The 16,114-nt window shown below is 59.3% G+C and carries 17 protein-coding genes; all 17 read right to left on the bottom strand.

Annotated elements, in window-relative coordinates:
* Positions 1 to 53: 53 nt before the first annotated feature.
* The 17 genes from EZM41_RS14070 to kdsA all read right to left on the bottom strand — a co-directional run bounded on the left by EZM41_RS14070 (position 54) and on the right by kdsA (position 16,111).
* Positions 54 to 299 (bottom strand): DUF4351 domain-containing protein, encoded by a 246-nt coding sequence (locus EZM41_RS14070; protein ID WP_232619381.1) that lies wholly within the window; start codon positions 297 to 299, stop codon positions 54 to 56.
* Positions 245 to 1,009: an Rpn family recombination-promoting nuclease/putative transposase gene (locus EZM41_RS12820; RefSeq protein ID WP_232619380.1), complete on the bottom strand. Its 765-nt coding sequence runs from the start codon at positions 1,007 to 1,009 to the stop codon at positions 245 to 247. The genes EZM41_RS14070 and EZM41_RS12820 overlap by 55 nt, the downstream gene beginning before the upstream one ends.
* 197 nt (positions 1,010 to 1,206) lie before the next feature.
* Positions 1,207 to 1,419: a type II toxin-antitoxin system PemK/MazF family toxin gene (locus EZM41_RS14240; RefSeq protein WP_198471548.1), complete on the bottom strand. Its 213-nt coding sequence runs from the start codon at positions 1,417 to 1,419 to the stop codon at positions 1,207 to 1,209.
* On the bottom strand, positions 1,361 to 1,552 hold the full coding sequence (locus EZM41_RS14840) for a type II toxin-antitoxin system PemK/MazF family toxin (RefSeq protein WP_198471546.1): 192 nt from the start codon (positions 1,550 to 1,552) through the stop codon (positions 1,361 to 1,363). The genes EZM41_RS14240 and EZM41_RS14840 overlap by 59 nt, the downstream gene beginning before the upstream one ends.
* 1 nt (position 1,553) lies before the next feature.
* The gene (locus tag EZM41_RS12805; RefSeq protein WP_232619379.1) at positions 1,554 to 1,805 is read right to left on the bottom strand and encodes a toxin-antitoxin system protein; all 252 of its coding nucleotides are present in this window, start codon (positions 1,803 to 1,805) and stop codon (positions 1,554 to 1,556) included.
* A gap of 145 nt (positions 1,806 to 1,950) precedes the next feature.
* Positions 1,951 to 3,780, bottom strand: coding sequence for an S-layer homology domain-containing protein (locus EZM41_RS12800; RefSeq protein WP_198471544.1), 1,830 nt, complete (start codon positions 3,778 to 3,780; stop codon positions 1,951 to 1,953).
* A gap of 298 nt (positions 3,781 to 4,078) precedes the next feature.
* Positions 4,079 to 5,134 carry a glycosyltransferase family 9 protein gene (locus EZM41_RS12795; protein WP_198471542.1) on the bottom strand — a complete coding sequence of 352 codons (1,056 nt, stop codon included), beginning with the start codon at positions 5,132 to 5,134 and terminating at the stop codon, positions 4,079 to 4,081.
* A 75-nt stretch (positions 5,135 to 5,209) separates the two neighbouring features.
* Positions 5,210 to 6,388, bottom strand: coding sequence for a glycosyltransferase family 9 protein (locus tag EZM41_RS12790; protein ID WP_198471541.1), 1,179 nt, complete (start codon positions 6,386 to 6,388; stop codon positions 5,210 to 5,212).
* Positions 6,382 to 7,434: a glycosyltransferase gene (locus tag EZM41_RS12785; RefSeq protein ID WP_198471540.1), complete on the bottom strand. Its 1,053-nt coding sequence runs from the start codon at positions 7,432 to 7,434 to the stop codon at positions 6,382 to 6,384. The genes EZM41_RS12790 and EZM41_RS12785 overlap by 7 nt, the downstream gene beginning before the upstream one ends.
* Positions 7,431 to 8,387: a glycosyltransferase family 9 protein gene (locus EZM41_RS12780; protein ID WP_198471539.1), complete on the bottom strand. Its 957-nt coding sequence runs from the start codon at positions 8,385 to 8,387 to the stop codon at positions 7,431 to 7,433. Before EZM41_RS12780 ends, EZM41_RS12785 begins: the two co-directional genes overlap by 4 nt.
* A 40-nt stretch (positions 8,388 to 8,427) precedes the next feature.
* On the bottom strand, positions 8,428 to 9,489 hold the full coding sequence (locus EZM41_RS12775; protein WP_232619378.1) for a glycosyltransferase: 1,062 nt from the start codon (positions 9,487 to 9,489) through the stop codon (positions 8,428 to 8,430).
* The gene (locus tag EZM41_RS12770) at positions 9,458 to 10,660 is read right to left on the bottom strand and encodes a mitochondrial fission ELM1 family protein (protein WP_342449332.1); all 1,203 of its coding nucleotides are present in this window, start codon (positions 10,658 to 10,660) and stop codon (positions 9,458 to 9,460) included. The genes EZM41_RS12775 and EZM41_RS12770 overlap by 32 nt, the downstream gene beginning before the upstream one ends.
* Positions 10,661 to 10,662: 2 nt before the next feature.
* Positions 10,663 to 11,868 carry a DegT/DnrJ/EryC1/StrS family aminotransferase gene (locus EZM41_RS12765; protein ID WP_198471538.1) on the bottom strand — a complete coding sequence of 402 codons (1,206 nt, stop codon included), beginning with the start codon at positions 11,866 to 11,868 and terminating at the stop codon, positions 10,663 to 10,665.
* Positions 11,868 to 13,028 carry an iron-containing alcohol dehydrogenase gene (locus EZM41_RS12760; RefSeq protein WP_342449331.1) on the bottom strand — a complete coding sequence of 387 codons (1,161 nt, stop codon included), beginning with the start codon at positions 13,026 to 13,028 and terminating at the stop codon, positions 11,868 to 11,870. The genes EZM41_RS12765 and EZM41_RS12760 overlap by 1 nt, the downstream gene beginning before the upstream one ends.
* Positions 13,029 to 13,045: 17 nt before the next feature.
* Positions 13,046 to 14,290: a 3-deoxy-D-manno-octulosonic acid transferase gene (locus EZM41_RS12755; protein WP_198471537.1), complete on the bottom strand. Its 1,245-nt coding sequence runs from the start codon at positions 14,288 to 14,290 to the stop codon at positions 13,046 to 13,048.
* Entirely contained in the window at positions 14,287 to 15,294 is a 1,008-nt protein-coding gene (locus EZM41_RS12750; protein ID WP_269778909.1) for a KpsF/GutQ family sugar-phosphate isomerase, read from the bottom strand. Before EZM41_RS12750 ends, EZM41_RS12755 begins: the two co-directional genes overlap by 4 nt.
* Complete coding sequence (kdsA, locus tag EZM41_RS12745) at positions 15,278 to 16,111, bottom strand: 3-deoxy-8-phosphooctulonate synthase (RefSeq protein ID WP_198471663.1); 834 nt, start codon at positions 16,109 to 16,111, stop codon at positions 15,278 to 15,280. Before kdsA ends, EZM41_RS12750 begins: the two co-directional genes overlap by 17 nt.
* Positions 16,112 to 16,114 lie beyond the last annotated feature (3 nt).

The following is a 16,114-nucleotide window of genomic DNA, read 5'->3' as shown; positions in this document are numbered from 1 at the left end:
AAAGGCTGAGAAAGGCAACGCAGTATCTCACCCCCAGGGGGTTCCTAATGTTCTCACCCCAACGTCCTTAAAACCTCAGATTTGTCTTTTGCATCTAAAATAGCATCCAGCGCAGTTTCGAGCTTAGCTTCATCCGTAACGGAGCGCACTTTCTCTTCTTCCGCGGGAGTGAGGCCGAACTTGCGCTTGAGCTGCCTTATTAATGTCGAGCGTTTAGCTTCTATTTTGCCTATCTCCTTGCCTTTTAGCTCACCCCTTTTTTCGCCTCTTTTTTCCAGCTTCTCCGCCAAAGATGGCATAACTTCTTCACCTCCGATTTTTGCGCTATCTCGTACATAGCCTCTTCTTCCACGTCCAGCACCTGAAAGAGGTATTCAATTATTATCATCTTCTGTTCCGGTGATATTATTATACCAGCCGTAGCCTTGATCCTTTCGATATTCTGGACAGGAGCATATTTCATGACGCGCAGGCTTTCTGCGAGGAAGGCGTTGTCTTTGGCTCTCCTTCTTATCTCTTCGTCGCTCAGCGTTGTTAAGTCTACCAATGCATACTCGAATTCGGGCATGTATCGCTTTATGGGTTCCTTTAGTCCTTCAAATTGGCTCAAAAATGCAGTGGGAATATTCCAAGGGTGCATTCCGTGGTATATCACAACGGGTATTATGGGGGTTAAAGGTTTAGATGTCCTTTCCTGTTCGTCCCATAGGGCATACATGTAGCCCAATATCTGCAGGAGGACTTTTCTGTTTGGGTATGACTTGTGCTCGAATATGAAATAGAGCTGCCCTTTCTTTTGGCCTATCTCGCATTCGACAGCCAGGTCCATGTGGTATTTCCTATACCGCCTCAGCTTCTCTGTGGGCAAGAGTTTCATCTTTTCTAAGGCAATTTCTTTGGATATATCATGGGGCAGGAATTCTTTTACGAACAGCCTTACGTTGTTTTCGTCCGCCATGATGGTTTTGAAGAACTTGTCGTGAGGGTCTTTGGGGCGCAGTCCATCCATAACCGCAAATTCCTCCTCGCAAGGGCTTTATGCTTTGGGCGTTTTTTGCACAACACAGACCCATGGAAACACAGGAATACCTGCCATCACGTTATAACAGATTGCAGCGCTACGGGCAATGGTAGTGTCGTCTGCATCTGTACATACGAGGGGGAAAACATTAAAAAAATAAAGATCTGACCCCTAAGAGGCAGACCCTACAATCCCAGAAGGATGCGTAGTCGATCCTCAACCTCCGCCAGCGTCGTATCGCCAATCCTTCCAAAGCGCTCCACGAGGCGCTCTTTAGCGATGGAACGGACGTCCTCACACTTGATGAAGCTGGGGCAGTCCACGCCGCCCTCGGGTGGATCAACTTCCACATGAAACGGTATACCTTTGGCCTTCGTGGTCATGGGAATTATAACCACAAGTCCTGCCTGCTGGACCGTAGTTAAAGCCGTTAACCGATATCACGAGGCTGGGCCGTCTACCAGCCTGTTCGTGACCACGCAGAGGATTTAGATCCACCAGCCAAATCTCCCCGCGGGATGGCTCAGACATATCAGTCCCTTAGCCCGTCGGTGAGAGCGGCGTCCCAGGAGGCTCGCTCTTCCTCCTCAACAGCCCACGCCTCCGGTTGCATCCTCAAGGTGGCAAAGGCGGCGTTGGCCTTCTCCAAGAAGAGTTGACGGCGGTATAGCTCAACCGCTTCGTCAAGTATATCCTGCATCTTGCGGCCAGTTTGGGCCGAAAGATGTCGCACAACTTCTTGAGCCTTCAGGCTGATCCGCACAGTAGCACTTGCCATCTCCATCGCCTCCACACGGAGTATACAAAAGTGAATGTGAGAGTGGGAGTGGGAGTGGAGGTGAAAGAAGAGAAGAGAAGAGAAGAGAAGAGAAGAAATGAAAAAGCAGGGGAGGAAACCTCCCCTGCTTTTGTGGTTTTTGCGGCAGCGTTTAGAAGAAGATCCAGGTGCGGAAGCGGAGCAGCGAGTCGTCTTTGTACTTGTGATCGTCGTCGAAGCTGGCGTCTTCATAGGAGAGCGTGAACTTGACGGCCGGCGTGTACCAGTAGTCGAAGCCGACAGCCCAGTGCTCGGTGTCTAACTGATATGCGCCCGTGCCGTCGTAGGATACGTCAGTGTAGGAGATGAAGGAACCCCACTTGTCGCTCCACTTCTGGTAGAGATAAGCACGGAAGACATCAGCCTCGAAAGCACCGACGTAGAAGGTAAGAGGCAGATAGACGCCCGAGTAGTCGAAGTGGTAGTCGTAGGCGCTGTGCGGCGTGGTGCCATAGCTGTCGTCAAATGTGAAGAACTGCCAACCCTCGTCGAAATGGGCATACTCCGCCCAAATGCTCGTGAACTTGAGCACGCTTTGGTCAACGTTAAGGACGACCTTGTAGGCGTTAGGAGAATCTTCCGTCTTCGTGACAGGAATTGACCCTCCTCTACCTGGAACCTTAATCGTGTTTGCGGCTGGCACCTCATCGAGGTCTTCCCAGTAGTAGGCGCCGATGAGCGAAAAGCCCGGCGTAAATTTGAGTGTGAAGTCGGCCCAATAAACTAACTGCTCTACATTCTGCATGCCATCCAAGCTTGCCACGAAGTAGTCCTCGTCAGGGCTCTTCATGATCCCGGAGAGGGCGAAACGGAAACGGTCGTTGAAGTTGAAGTTGAACCGAGCGCCGTAGATATACGCATCGCCGAGCCTAGAGTCGTAGTACCTCCCCATGTTACCATGGAGCGCATCTCTCAACGCTGCATTAACTGGATCCGACAATCCAGAGATGTCAATTTCGTAGTTGCTACCAACTGGGGTAACAAGATCTCCAGGAATAGTAATCGAGGGAATACTCGTGGGAAGCGAAATTGATGGTGTCGTATAGTTTCCGGTGCCATCAGGAGTGAGGAACCCTCCGGGAACGGTAATAGAACCAGGAAGATATACAGGTGCAGGCCAACGACTCGTGTCCCATTCCCAGTTCTCGCCGTTCTTGTGGTAGTACCTGTTCTCGTCTTTCTCTTGGTGGGCTACGAAGGCTGCGAAATAGCCGTTGCCCCAGCTCTTCTTGGCGTGGAAACCTTTGTAGGTCTGGTCGGTGAACCAAGACTCCTGAGCGTAGATGATCTTATCGTCGGCTTCCCAGTCGAAGTTCCACTTGCCTATCCACACCTTGAAGTCCCAGGGGAACATCACTTCGGCGTAGTAGCGCTCCCAGGCCGTGCCGTCGCTCGAACGGCTGTCGTCGCCAAGGCGCATGATCATCGTGAGTTTATCGTCAACCTTGCGGGTCATCCACAGACGATAGCGGTCGAGGTCGAACTCGGTGTCGCCTACTACATTGCTATACTGGCCTTCCTCGTCGGCCCACTCGCCCGTGAAGCGCAATTCTCCGTAGAACCTCCAGCCGCCCAGGTTCTTTTCGAGGACGGCCACGCGCTCGTCGAGCTCATCGACCTTAACGCCCAAGGCATCGAGCTCGTCTTTGAACTCGACGACGAGCCTCTTCAGCATCTCCACATCTTCTTTGCTGGCCTTATCCATATCCACGGTGGCCAAAGCCCTGGCCACAGCGGTGGCCATCTCGTAGCGGGTCATCGGCTGATTGCCCTTGAACGACCCGTCGGGATAGCCCTGGATTATGCCCTTAGCGGCGAGCTGAGAGAGCGCGTCGTAGGACCAGTGGTTCATCGGAACATCGACGAACGGATTGGCAGCGAAGGCCGGCGCCGCGAAGGCTACCAGCACAGCAACTGCCAGCAGTGCAAAGAACTTTTTCATTGCATCACAACCCCCTTGGTTTTATATTGCGGCCTTCTCGCGCATCACCAACAGGGGCTTTCTCGGAGAAAGTTTCCTCGTTTCCTTTGCCCTAAAAGCCCCAAGGACTGCCTGCGATACGGTCCGCCTTCCCACGCGGCCTCGCCCTTTTTGGTCGGGGGTCGTCGCACCTCCTTCCTTCGCCATCAGGGTTTCTAAAGCCGCAGTAGAAGCAACGTTACCAAGGCCAGATTTTCAAGGTGCACTTCTGGCACATCCGCTAAACATTGTATATGTAAGGGGCAACTTTGCAATAGGACTAAAGACCTAATTTTTGGATCGCCTCGAGGACTTCGCGGGGCGAAATGGCAGAAAGGCAGTCGGCATTGGGACAGTTCCAGTCGCCGCACCCAGAGCGCGGGCAGGGGGCAGACAGAGAAACGGTAAAGGCAAGATCGGGGAAGTGAGTATAGGGGCTCGTGGGGCCAAAAAGGCCGACGGAGGGCACGCCTGCGGCTATGGCGAGGTAGAGCGGGCCCGTGTCTCCCCCCACGGCCAGCCGCACGCGTGAGAACAGGGCCGCCATCCCCTTGAGGTCCAAGGCGCCGACGAGGTTTGCCGTGCGGCCCTCGGGCAACTGAAGGGCAATTTTGCGCGCCATCTCCTCTTCCTCCGGACCGTGGCCGACGAGGACGGCGCTCCAGCCGCGGTCCATCATCATCCGCAGGAAGGAGACCCAGTTTTCGGCCGGCCAGCGCTTTACGGGCTTACTCGCCCCGATGAGGGCGGCGCATCGAGGCTCGGGTACGCTTAGGGCGGATTCTGCCGTGCGCGACTCTTCGCCGCTCACGCAAAGGCGCGGCAGATAGGACAGGCCGTCGGATATGCCCAAGCCCTCAAGTATCGCGGACTGTCTTTCAAGTATCGGGTCTTCGTAGCGCCAATTTTCAGGCGTCCAGTCGTAATAGGGAAACTTGTGCCCTTTGAAAAAGCCGAGCCTGCACCTTGCCCCCGAAAGCGCGGACAGGAGCGCGCTCCTTTGGACCCACTGCATGTCTACGAGCCAGTCGAAGCGCAGGCTTCTAACCCTACGGACGAGGCCGAAAAAAGCCCGCGGGTCGCGGGAGCGGTCCCAGGGCAAGACCTCGTCCACAAAGGGCTGAAGCTTAAGGAGCTCGTCATAAGGCCTGGAGGCCAGCCAAAAGAGCGAAAGACCGGGAAAGTGCGCCTTTATGCACGAGGCCGCCGCCGTGGCCAGCGCTATGTCGCCCAGGGCGCTGTATTTGACGAAGAGCAGCCTGCCTTCAGGCTGTGTCTCATTTAAGATTTGTGCCCGGCTCTTAAAGACAGAACCGACCTTTAACGTATCATTCAATCTTAGCTCTTCCCTTCACACCCACACCCACTCTCACCCTCACTTTCACTTTCACACTCACATTCACATTCACATTCAAATCCACTTCTCCAGCGCCTCCACTACCATAAAGGGAGAAATGGCCCGCAGGCACCATCGGGCACCCTTGCAGGCGCTGCCGTCGGTCCTGGGGCAGGGGAAACAGGGCAGGTCCGTCTGCATGGCCCAGGCGCGCTCTCCGCAAGGGCCAAAACGCGCAAGGCGAGCCATGGGCCCTACGACGAGCGTGCGCGCCCCCAGGGCTGCGGCGAGGTGTGCGCCGCCGCTGTCGTTCGACACGGCGGCTGATACGCGCTTCAGCAGGGCCATGCAGAGGAAGAGCTCGTCCTCAGCGTTCACGCCGGATTCGAGGTAAGGAATATAGGCGCGTCCGCCGATCTCGTCGGCCATCTCTTTAAGGTGCGCCACCTGCGAGGGGGAACCAAAAAGGAGGACGGGGCGGTTGCGCGCGACCGTCTTAGCCAGGTCCACATAAAAGCGCCGCGGCATACACTTCGACGCATCAAGCTTTGCAGTGAGCGGAAATAGGGCGACGGCCTCGCTCCAACCTCTCGAGGCGACGAGTCGATCGGAGAGCTCCTCAACGCGGGGAGGAACGACAAGCCTGTGAAAGGGATCAGCGGGCGGTATGCCAAGGCGGCGGGCGAGCATTAGCGACTGATACGAATCGTGGACACACTCGCGGCCCGGCTCGGGAAAGCGCCAGTCGCTAAAAAATCCCTTGCAGGAATACCCCAGGCGGTGGCGGTATCGAAAGACGAAAGAGAGAACAAAAGAAGGCATGAACTGCCTCTGCGTGTCCACGAGGAGGTCGAGCTCTCCGATGCGCCTGCCGTAGCGCCACAGCTCCACATATTTGGGGAATGAGTTTAAGCGGTGCTTCGGTATGTAAGACCAGAGCAGCTCGTCCATGAGTCCGGCCTCTTCGAGCAGGCGCACCACGGGCGGCGCCGGGTGGCCCACGATGTAAATGCGCGCGCCGGGGAAGGCGCCCCTGAAGGCTGCGAGGGTCGGGTTTATCATGACGCAGTCGCCAAGCGCCATGCCGCCTATATAAAAAAGGAGGCTTTTAACGGTTATCTTTTTATAAATCGGGTCGCTGTACCAGGGGAGGTAAAGTTCTTTCGGGTAATCATCAGGAGCAACCCGGTAAAGCACGACATTCGCACGCATATCCTCAACGCTAAAGGGCCATTTACTGACGGGCTCTAACAAGACGACGACCTCCCGCTCCTGGCCGCGCGGACGGCAAAAACTACCTCCTCGTAAAGGGCGAGGGTTTTGTCTACCATCTTGTCCAAGGCCAAGTCGTAGCCGGCCTTCAGGCGAGGCGGTTCGGTGTCGCCGGAAAAGATGCCTCTCAGGGCTTCCTCCCAGGCCTTCGCGTCGCCGGCAGGCACCAAGGAGTAAGGTTCGACCGTCATCTCCCTCACCTCCGGGATGTCGCTCGCCAAGGCAGGAAGGCCGATCTGGATGCTCTGGGCGAGCGTTAGGGGCAAGCCCTCGTAGAGCGAGGGAAAGAGCAAAAGCGAGGCGCCCATCATCCACGGCTCCACGTGGGGGCAGAAGCCGTGAAAAAAGACGCGGCCTTCTAAACCCTCCTCTGCCACGAAGGACTCAAGCTCCTTCCTCAAGGGGCCGTCTCCCACCACGTCGAGCGTCCAATCGTAACTTTTAAGGCGACAGAGCGCGCGGAGGGCCACGTCTATCCCCTTGACGGGCGAAAGGCGCCCCACGAATAGCAGCTTCCAGGGGGGGTATTTGCCCCTCCACTTGCCCCGCGCATCGGGCAAGCCGTTCCTTATGACGACCGTCCTATCGCCCACGAGGTCTCCCATGGCGCTTCGTGCCGACTCACTCACGCAGATGACGCGCGAGGCAAGCCTGTAAGGCTTGTAAACAAGCGGTGAGCGGTTGCCGAACCTCACGTGGAGCGTCACGACGAAGGGCACGCCGGCCATCTTCGAGGCCAACAGGGCAACCCAGGCCGGGACGCGGGAGTGGGCGTGTATCAGGTCGTAACCATTGCGCCTGGCCACCGCCGCTATCCTCGCGGCGGAATAGAGCACGGTCAGCGGGTTTTTGTAATGCACGGGCAGGTGCCAGGATTGAGTGCCGACGACGAGCGCGTGTTCGAGCTTTCCCCCGGCCGAAACGACGAGCACCTCGTGCCCCCATCGGGCGAGCCCGTTGGAAAGCCAAAGGACGTGGCGCTCGACGCCCCCCTCTTCCAACTCGGGCAAAATCTCTATAAACTTCATGTGCCCGACTCTCCCAACAGAAAATCGCAAGCCTCGGCGACCTGCTCCAGCGGGATCTCCCGCACGTCGTCCACCAAAGAAGCGACAACGACATGCGGTCCTCCCCAGGGGCCGAAGCGTGCGGCGTTCCTAAGAAGATATATGCCCACCGTCGGCGTCATCAAGGCGCTCGCCACGTGGAGCGTGCCCGTGTCGTTTGTCACGAAGAGGGCACTTCTTTCGAGGAACGCGCCCACGAGGGGGAGGCTGTGCCTGCCTGTGAGGTCGAGGCCGTTTCCCCCCAAGGCTTCGAGTACCGCTTTGGCGAGCTCGATTTCACGCTCCAAATACCCCAAGACGCCGACGGCAGCCCCGTAGCGCTCCGCCAGGCACAGGCCCAGGCCGGAGAAGCGCTCGACGGGCCACCTCTTTTCGGGGATGCTGCCGGAGGGGTTAAGAACTACCAAAGGTCTGCCCTTCAAGGCCGGCCCGATGAGCCGGTCTGCGGCATCGCGGGCCGACTGCGGCACGTAGAAGCGCAGGCGCCTTACGGCTATGGGAACGCCCAAAGAAGCGACAGCGGCAATGTTGCGCTCCGCCTCGTGGATGCCCTTGGGAGCTAAAACGCCCCTGAAGCCCCACAGAGGGGCGAAGCGGGCGCCGCTCAGAAGCGGCATCAGCGTGGATCTGAGGTCCACGATGAGGTCGTAGAGGCCTCTCCTCATCCATCGAATGGCCTTAGCCCTGCCCCGCAGGCCAGCGTATTCCCCCTGGCGGTCGTAGAGCACGACCTCATCCCACAAGGGGTCGCCCTCCACCGCCCCAAGGGCGCGAGGGCCGACCCAGAGCGTAAAGTGTGCTTCTTTAAGATAAAGCCTGAGGTTCCACAGCGCCGCAGAGGCCAAGAGCATGTCGCCAAGACATGAGAGGCCTATCACGAGGACGCGCTTAATCGCTTTTGGGTCTATCTTCATCGCCAAATCCCTTCACTCATCACTCATCACTCATCACTCATCACTCTTCACTCATCACCCGTTCGTACTCGTCGGCGTAGCGACGGGCGATGACAGACACGTCAAACTGCCTCGCCTTGTCTGCAGCCAGCAGAGCCTTTTCGGTCAAGTCCTCGTTCAGGGCCATAGACATGGCGCGCGCCAAGGCGTCTGCGTCGTCGGGCGGGACGAGCCAGCCACATCGCTCGTCGGCTATGTCGAGAGTCCCCCCTATGGCCGTGGCTATGAGGGGAAGGCCCGCAGCAGCAGCTTCAAGCAACATCAGGCTGAATCCCTCCGGCTCCTTGGAAGGCTGGACGAAGACGTCGGCAGCCCACAGCAGCAGCCTTATGTCTTCGACAAAGCCGAAAAACGACACCCTGTCGTGCGAGGAAAGGGAGCGAGAGAGGGCTTGCCACTCCTGCTCCATGGCACCGCTTCCCGCTATCCAGAGCCTGTGGGGCCGCAACGCCGAGAGCCTGTCGTAGGCCAAAAGCAACACGTCGAAGGCCTTCCACCCCACAAAGCGCCCGCAGCCCAAAAAGACAAGCTCGTCTTCCCCCACGCCGGCGCTGGCGCGGAGGGATTTTCGCGCCTCCACGTCACGGGCGTAGCGCTCCACCTTTATCGGGTTATGGATCGTCGAAACTTTACAGGAAGGGAAGCCCAGGCCTTTCATGTGCTCAGAGACGGCCGTCGAGCACCCGACTACGTGCGACGACCACCTGTAATACTTGCCCTTTGGGTACTTGTCTATCGTCGAAAGGACGGGTATGCCAAGCTTTTGCCCCCAATAGCCGCCCAACGCGGCGGCCGTGGAGAGGCGCGTGTGGATCAGATCGGGCTTTACGGCCTTCAGGACAGAAGGCACGCCGCGGCAGAGGGCGGGCGCCCAGGGAAAAGGCGGGCGGTAGCGCCGGACGGGAAAGCCCCTCGATTCGGCCTTGTCGCCCAAGGTGCCGCCCGGCCTGCAGAGGACGACGTTTTCCACGCCGAGCCTCTTCAACTCTTCGAGGAGTTGAAGCCACGGCTCAGCCCAGGATAAGCTGTTTTCATCCACATAGTGAAGCACGCGCAATGCCATTTTTCACCTGCCAATTTAAATTTTCGAGCAGCCAGCGCGCCGCTCGCCCCGTCTCGTCGAAATCCGCGCCGTGAAGCTGCGGCGTTTCAAGAAACGCAGCGAGCGCCGACTCGTCGTCGAGGCGCATGGCGAGGCTTCTTGAGCAAAAGGAGTCTATCATTTTATCAAAGCGCGGCAGGCCCCAAAGCCTTCCCTCGCTTAAAAAACCTCTCCTCGCCAGAACGAGTGCAAGCCTCTGGAGCGATGTGCCGACGCCGAGCGCGTGCTCGACGGATAAAACGCCGACGCGAAAACCGGCCGTCGCGGCCTCGGAGATCATGGAGACCGAATCCTCGGTGCAGAGGACGTTCGTCGCGAGGCCCAGCATGCCGTAAACGGGGTTCCTTTCGCCCTTAGAGGCGAGACAGAGCATCCTCACCCAACGCGAAGCGGCACAAAGCTCCTCTATGGCCGCCTCGGTCTCACGAAGCGTGCGGCGGGACGTGGTGATGTAAAGGTCGGCGCCGCGCTTCGCCGCCAATTCGAGGAGGAAGGAAAGCATCTCCCTCGCCCAGGCAGGAGAGACCCGGTAATTGGCGTCGTCCCCGCCGATGAGGAGAGCCCACCTCTTTTCGCTTTCAGGAGGGAAGGCCTCAGACAAAGCTTTCCCTTCCTCTTCGATGCGGTTTCTGTCTACGTCGTTGAGCGCGCCCAGGGTTACAAAGACATTACGCCGCGCCGGCGGGGCATCGTGCCCCGGCACGATGGCGAAGTCGAAATGCGACAGCCCGATGGAGGGCGTCATGACGGTGCAGCTCTTAGCCCCACAGAGGCGCGCGAGCGCCAGGGCGAAAGGAGCGGCGCCGCTTCCGCAAGAAAGTATCAGAGCCGCTTCAGCCGTGCAGCCGGCCCGCTCGACGGCGCCTGCGAATTGCTGCAGCAGCTTCACTCCTCCGGCGTCTTTAAGCCACGCCTCGACCTTCCTGCGAGAAAGCCGCGGCAGGAAGCGAGACCTCACCTTCAGCAACTCGAAGCGGCGCAGGCCGCTCAAGCGCGGCACGGCGGCTTCCTCAACCGGTACGCCGCACCGCTCGCTTAAAGATCGCGCCAAGCCTCTGACTTGGGCGATATGCCCTTTTATGCCGTCACTCAAGACGAACACGACGCCAGGCGCCACAGCGCTCGATCGCACCCCTAATAGGCCACCTTTAGCCCCGCTTTTATAGCCTTCGCCATGCGCTCGACGTCTTCGTCGCCCATGACGATGTTGAGGCCGTACATAACGGCGCGGCTCAGTATGTCGTCGGTCTGCACCCACTCTATCGGGCGATAGGAGGGGAGGTCTTCCGCATATACGCAGTCGAAGGGGCACCTCAAGCGGCTGTAAGTTGTTCCCTCCCTGAGAGTCTTCCAATGCTTGGCGTAGTGCCACGTGTTGTCGGCTAAGACGCTGCAACCCGCGCCCGCTTCCTTGGAAGCCTTTTGAAAGGCACGGGCGCTCCCCTCGTCGGGCAGCAGCAGAACCAATTGAGTCGCGATTTCACCGTCCCTATCGGGAAGGTCCCTCAAAGTCACAAGGTCCAAGTCGCCCACGGCTTCCAAAATCCTCTTTTTGTTAGAGCGCAAGCTCTCTATGGCGCGAGGGAGCTTTTTAATTTGAGCCAGGCCGAGGGCGCCCTGGATCTCGCTTATGCGGAAGTTGAAGCCGAGGCAAGCCTTGCCTTCGGCGCCCCTGTCTATACTTTCGTCGTGGATGTGGCCGTGGTCGTGATAATACTCCATCCTGCGATACAGCTCCTCGTCGTCGGTGACGATGAGCCCGCCCTCGCCGACGGAGATAACCTTATTCGGGTCGAGGCTGTAGGTGCCGCAATCGCCAAGGGTGCCGCATCCTTTGCCCTTATACGTGGCGCCGAGGGCCTGACACGCGTCCTCCAAGAGGTAGAGGCCGTAGAGGTCGCATAGCTCGCGGAAGCGCTCCATGTCGGCGGCCGCGCCATACATGTGAACCGGCATGATCACCTTGGTCTTTTCGCTGATGGCGTCCTCGGCGGACTCGGGGTCTAAGTTAAGGCTTTCGTCTATGTCCGCCAGGACGGGGACTGCACCGCACTCCAATATCGCTTCGATGCTCGCTATGAAGGTGAAGGCCGACGTTATCACTTCGTCGCCCGGCCCGACCCCCAAGGCCTTGAGCGCCACGTAGAGCGCTGCGCTGCCGCTACTCACGGCCTGACAGTATTTGGCGCCCACCGCGCGGGCCACGACATCCTCAAACTCCTTCGCCCTGTAAATGCCACCCCTCGCTTCGTGAGACGAGTAGCGATGTACTATCTTGCGCTGCAGCACATCTACGACTGCGTCGATCTCCTCCTGCCCGTAAAGCTCATATGCCGGCATTACCCTATCGCCTCCTTATATACTTTTGCGCAGAGCTCTTCGTCGAAAGGCCTCGGGTTGTTGGCCATGGGACGATCCACAGCCATGGCTCCCTTGACCATCTCCCGAAGGCGCCCTTCTTCTATCTTTATCCCCAAATCTTTCAAAGTGCGAGGCAGACCGAGGTCCGAGACGAGCTCTTCGAGGGCCTCGACGCACGACAGAGCCGCGTCCCTCAGAGACGCACCGCACTCTCTTCCCAACAGAATGGCCGCTTTAGCATAGCGCTCGGGGTTTGCCATGACGCTGTGGCGCGTCACATACGATATCAGCAGGGCATTGGCGAGGCCGTGAGGGACGCCGAAAATACCCCCTAAGGGATAAGAGAGTGCGTGGCAGGCCCCTACCCCGGCGTTCGCCAGCGCGGCACCGCCGTAGTAGGAAGCGAGCACCATCTCGCACCTGGCCTCCAAGTTTCTTCCATCCCACGTGGCCACGCGAAGCCACCTGCCCACCCTCTTTATTGCGGACTCGGCGAAGATGTCGCTGAAAGGCGTGGCGCTCTTGCCCACATACGCCTCGAAGGCGTGGATGAAAGCGTCCATGCCCGTGGAGGCGGTGGCGCGGGGAGGGAGGGACAGGGTGAGCTCCGGGTCCAGGATGGCATAGTCGGCATAGAGCTTTTCGTCGTTGATGCCGGCCTTTATACCCTCTTTTTTCCTGATGAGCACGGCCGTAAACGTGACCTCGCTCCCCGTTCCGGCGGTGGTGGGGATCAAAACCTTGGGCAGGCCCGCATTTTTGACCAGGCCGAGGCCTTGATAGGAGGCGGCGCCCCCAGGGTTGGTGACGAGGACGCTCGCGGCCTTAGCTATATCGAGCGAGCTGCCTCCGCCTATGCCGACGATGAGGCTGGCGCCGAAATCCTTAGCGACGTCGGCGGCTTTGTCAGCCGTCTCGACAGACGGGTCTGGCTCCACCTCCGCGAAGGCGCGCACCTTTATCCCGGCTTTTTGCAGCAGCTCGCAGACGCGATTCACGTGCCCGAGCCGCTCGACGTTTGGGTCGGAGACGACGAGCGCTTTTTCGGCGCCGAAGGTGCGCGCAATGTCGCCCAACCGGGCCACGGTCCCGGGACCGAATAGGACGCGACCCGAGAGGCGCATGGAAAAGCTTTGCACAGTCATCACTTCCTTTTTCAGAGGCTCGATCTTATGATCTCCCACGCCCTGACTGCGGCGCCAGGGGTGAAATATCGCTCTACGCTTCTTTTAAAATCGCCGTCAGGAGCGGCGAGAGAGCCGACCCACCCTTGAGCCAGCTCGCTTTCGTTTGAAATCACTTTCAGCGCGCCCAGGCGCGAAAGCTCATCAACGGGCGCGGCAAAATCCTCCATGTGAGGTCCGCAAAAAACGGGGATGCCCCAACAGGCAGGCTCCAAGACGTTTTGTCCTCCCCTGGGGACGAGGCTCCCCCCCACGAAGGCCGCACGGGCAAGGCCGTAGAGGTCGAAGAGATATCCGACGGCATCGACTACCAGTATATCCCAACCGGGGGAGATTTGCGTCAATAAGAGCGCCTTGCCGAAACGTTCCGCTTCTTTTAAGACCTTCGGCGAACGCTCCGGGTGACGGGGCACCACGATGAGGCGGCACGGGAAGCGGCGCCTCACCTCCTCCCAGGCCCTAAAGACGACCTCTTCTTCTCCCTCGTGGGTGCTCCCGGCCACCAGGCAGATGTCGTCGGGGCCCAAAAAGAGCCTTCGCCTCAAAGAGGGCAGATCGACTTCCTTTTGCCTTTCGACGAGGGCGTCGATTTTGCAGTCTCCGAGGGCTATCACCTTCTTTCCGTCCACGCCGAGCGAAAGGAGGCGCTCTCTGTCGGTTTCCCCCCTCACCATGAGAAACCTAAAAGACCCGAGCACTTTAAGCCAGAAGGCCGGGCTTTTTCGGGCTTTTTCAAAAGAGCGGTCGGAGAAGCGCCCGTTGACCAGGAAGGCGGGGACCTCGCGCTCGGCCAGCTCCGACAAAAAGAGGGGCCATATCTCGGCCTCCACGGCCACGTAGGCCTTGGGGCGAAGGGCACTAAGGGAGCGTCTGACGATCCAAGGCACGTCCCAGGGGTAGTAGATATGTGCGTCTATCATGCCGCCGCAAAGCCTCTGCGCCATGGCCTTACCGGTGGGAGTCACCGTGGAGAGGATTATCGGGCCGATGAGAGCGGAGCGCATCGCTTTAATCAGAGGGAAGGCCGCCTGCACCTCGCCCACGGAGGCGGCGTGCACCCAAATCGGGCGCGCACCCTTCAAGCTTCCGGCCAAAGACGGCTCATAGACACCGCGCCGCTGGGCGAAACCTTCCCTGTAGCGCCAAGCGAGGTATGGATAGCCCGCGCAGTAGAGCGACGAGACTATGGCCGAATAGGCACGGAGGCTTAATTTCATGCCACCCCCGCCTTCAAGAGTTCGTGGAGGTGGATTATGCCGACAGGACGATCCCCCTCGACGACAACGAGGACCGAGATCTCGTTTTCCTCCATGAGGAGGACGGCTTTGGCTGCCAGTTCGTCGGGGGCGATGGTCTTGGGCGCCTTCGTCATGACGGAATTTAGGGGCTGCTCGAGCCCTTTCAGGCCGGATCTCTCAAGCAAGCGGCGCAGGTCGCCGTCGGTAAATATGCCGCAAAGTGCGCCCGAACCGTCGACTACGACCGTAGCACCGTAACCTTTACTCGATATCTCGTATATGGCGTCGCAGACCCTGACGTCCTCACGCACAAGGGGCATCCGCTCGCCCCTCCCCATGACGTCGCAGACGCGCAGGAGGAGCCTTCTGCCGAGCTTTCCGCCGGGGTGAAAGAGGGCGAAGTCGTCGCGATCAAGCCCCCTCAGCTCCGTAACCATGGCGGCGAGGGCGTCGCCGATGGCCATCTGCAGCGCCGTGCTCGACGTGGGGGCGAGGCCCAACGGATCGGCCTCCCGTTCAACGCTCGAATCCAACGCCAGGTCGGAGGCCTCCGCCAACGGAGAGGAGAGATCGCCAGTGATGGAGATGACGGGGGCGCCTAACCTCTTAAAAAAAGGCAAGAGCTCGAGCACTTCTTGGGTGTGACCGCTGTTGCTCAAAAAAAGCCCCACGTCTTCCCTGCAGACCATCCCGAGGTCGCCGTGGGCGCCCTCGGCGGCGTGCAGGAAGAAGGCGGGCGTGCCGAGCGAAGAGAAGGTGGCGGCGATCTTCCTGGCCACATGGCCGGATTTTCCGAGGCCGACGACGACCACCCTCCCCTTGCAGCCGCATATCAGGCGTGCAGCCTTCGCCATTTCATAACCGATCCGACTTGCGGCCTTCAGGAGCTCCCGCGCTTCGCTCTCTATGACGCGCTTGGCCGCGGCGACGAGTTCGTCGTCGGAAAGCTCCATTCCCTCCCGCTCTTTAGGAAGACAAACCATGGCTTTCTCCCTCCAAAAGGCACGGGCCGATCGAGCCCTTGATTAGCTCGTCTATCTCTTTTACCTCTCTCAAAAAGGCGCGCAGCTCGCCCAAAGGGATCATGTTGGGACCGTCGCTCAGGGCGCTGTAGGGGTCGGGATGGACTTCCAAAAAGAGGGAGTCTATGCCGATCGAAAGCGCCGCCCTGGCGAGGGGGCGGACGAATCTGCGGTCGCCGCCGCTCGAAGACCCGCGCCCTCCGGGCATCTGGACGCTGTGCGTGGCGTCGAACATCACGGGACAGCCGAGAGAGCGCATTATGGGTATGGAGCGCATGTCGACGACGAGCTCTCTGTAGCCGAAGGCGGAGCCGCGCTCGCACAATATGACCTCCTCGTTGCCCACGGCGCGGCACTTCTCCACCACCGGTGCCATATCGTAGGGCGAGAGGAACTGGGCCTTCTTTATGTTCACGGGCTTGCCGGTTTTCGCCGCGGCCACCACCAGGTCTGTCTGACGGCACAAGAATGCCGGTATCTGCAGGACGTCCACGACGTCGGCCGCGACCTCGGCCTGATCTGGCAGGTGGATGTCGGTGAGCACGGGCACGCCGAGGTCCTCTTTCACCCTCGCCAGCCACTGGAGGCCCTTCTCCAAGCCCGGCCCGCGGAAGCTCTTTATAGAGGTGCGGTTCGCCTTGTCGAAGGAGGACTTAAAGATGTAGGGCAAGCCCAAATCGTCGCAGATCCCCTTCACCTGCGCGGCAACGCGCAGCGCTAAGTCGAGGCTTTCGAGCACGCAGGGGCCGGCCACGATGACGACGGGACCGTCGCCCATGCA

Origin of the sequence: Acetomicrobium sp. S15 = DSM 107314, assembly GCF_016125955.1 — a bacterium.
GTDB lineage: Bacteria > Synergistota > Synergistia > Synergistales > Thermosynergistaceae > Thermosynergistes > Thermosynergistes pyruvativorans.
The sequence above is the reverse complement of the archived record's forward strand: the minus strand, read 5'-3'. Positions and strand labels throughout refer to the sequence as shown.

Coding starts and splice junctions, on each gene's coding strand:
- EZM41_RS12785 (WP_198471540.1), bottom strand. CDS start 7,434: ATGAAGTTTATAGAGATTTTGCCCGAGTTGGAAGAGGGGGGCGTCGAG.
- EZM41_RS12780 (WP_198471539.1), bottom strand. CDS start 8,387: ATGAAGATAGACCCAAAAGCGATTAAGCGCGTCCTCGTGATAGGCCTC.
- EZM41_RS12820 (WP_232619380.1), bottom strand. CDS start 1,009: ATGGATGGACTGCGCCCCAAAGACCCTCACGACAAGTTCTTCAAAACC.
- EZM41_RS12775 (WP_232619378.1), bottom strand. CDS start 9,489: ATGGCATTGCGCGTGCTTCACTATGTGGATGAAAACAGCTTATCCTGG.
- EZM41_RS12755 (WP_198471537.1), bottom strand. CDS start 14,290: ATGAAATTAAGCCTCCGTGCCTATTCGGCCATAGTCTCGTCGCTCTAC.
- kdsA (WP_198471663.1), bottom strand. CDS start 16,111: ATGGGCGACGGTCCCGTCGTCATCGTGGCCGGCCCCTGCGTGCTCGAA.
- EZM41_RS12800 (WP_198471544.1), bottom strand. CDS start 3,780: ATGAAAAAGTTCTTTGCACTGCTGGCAGTTGCTGTGCTGGTAGCCTTC.
- EZM41_RS12750 (WP_269778909.1), bottom strand. CDS start 15,294: ATGGTTTGTCTTCCTAAAGAGCGGGAGGGAATGGAGCTTTCCGACGAC.
- EZM41_RS12805 (WP_232619379.1), bottom strand. CDS start 1,805: ATGGAGATGGCAAGTGCTACTGTGCGGATCAGCCTGAAGGCTCAAGAA.
- EZM41_RS14070 (WP_232619381.1), bottom strand. CDS start 299: ATGCCATCTTTGGCGGAGAAGCTGGAAAAAAGAGGCGAAAAAAGGGGT.
- EZM41_RS14840 (WP_198471546.1), bottom strand. CDS start 1,552: ATGTCTGAGCCATCCCGCGGGGAGATTTGGCTGGTGGATCTAAATCCT.
- EZM41_RS12765 (WP_198471538.1), bottom strand. CDS start 11,868: ATGCCGGCATATGAGCTTTACGGGCAGGAGGAGATCGACGCAGTCGTA.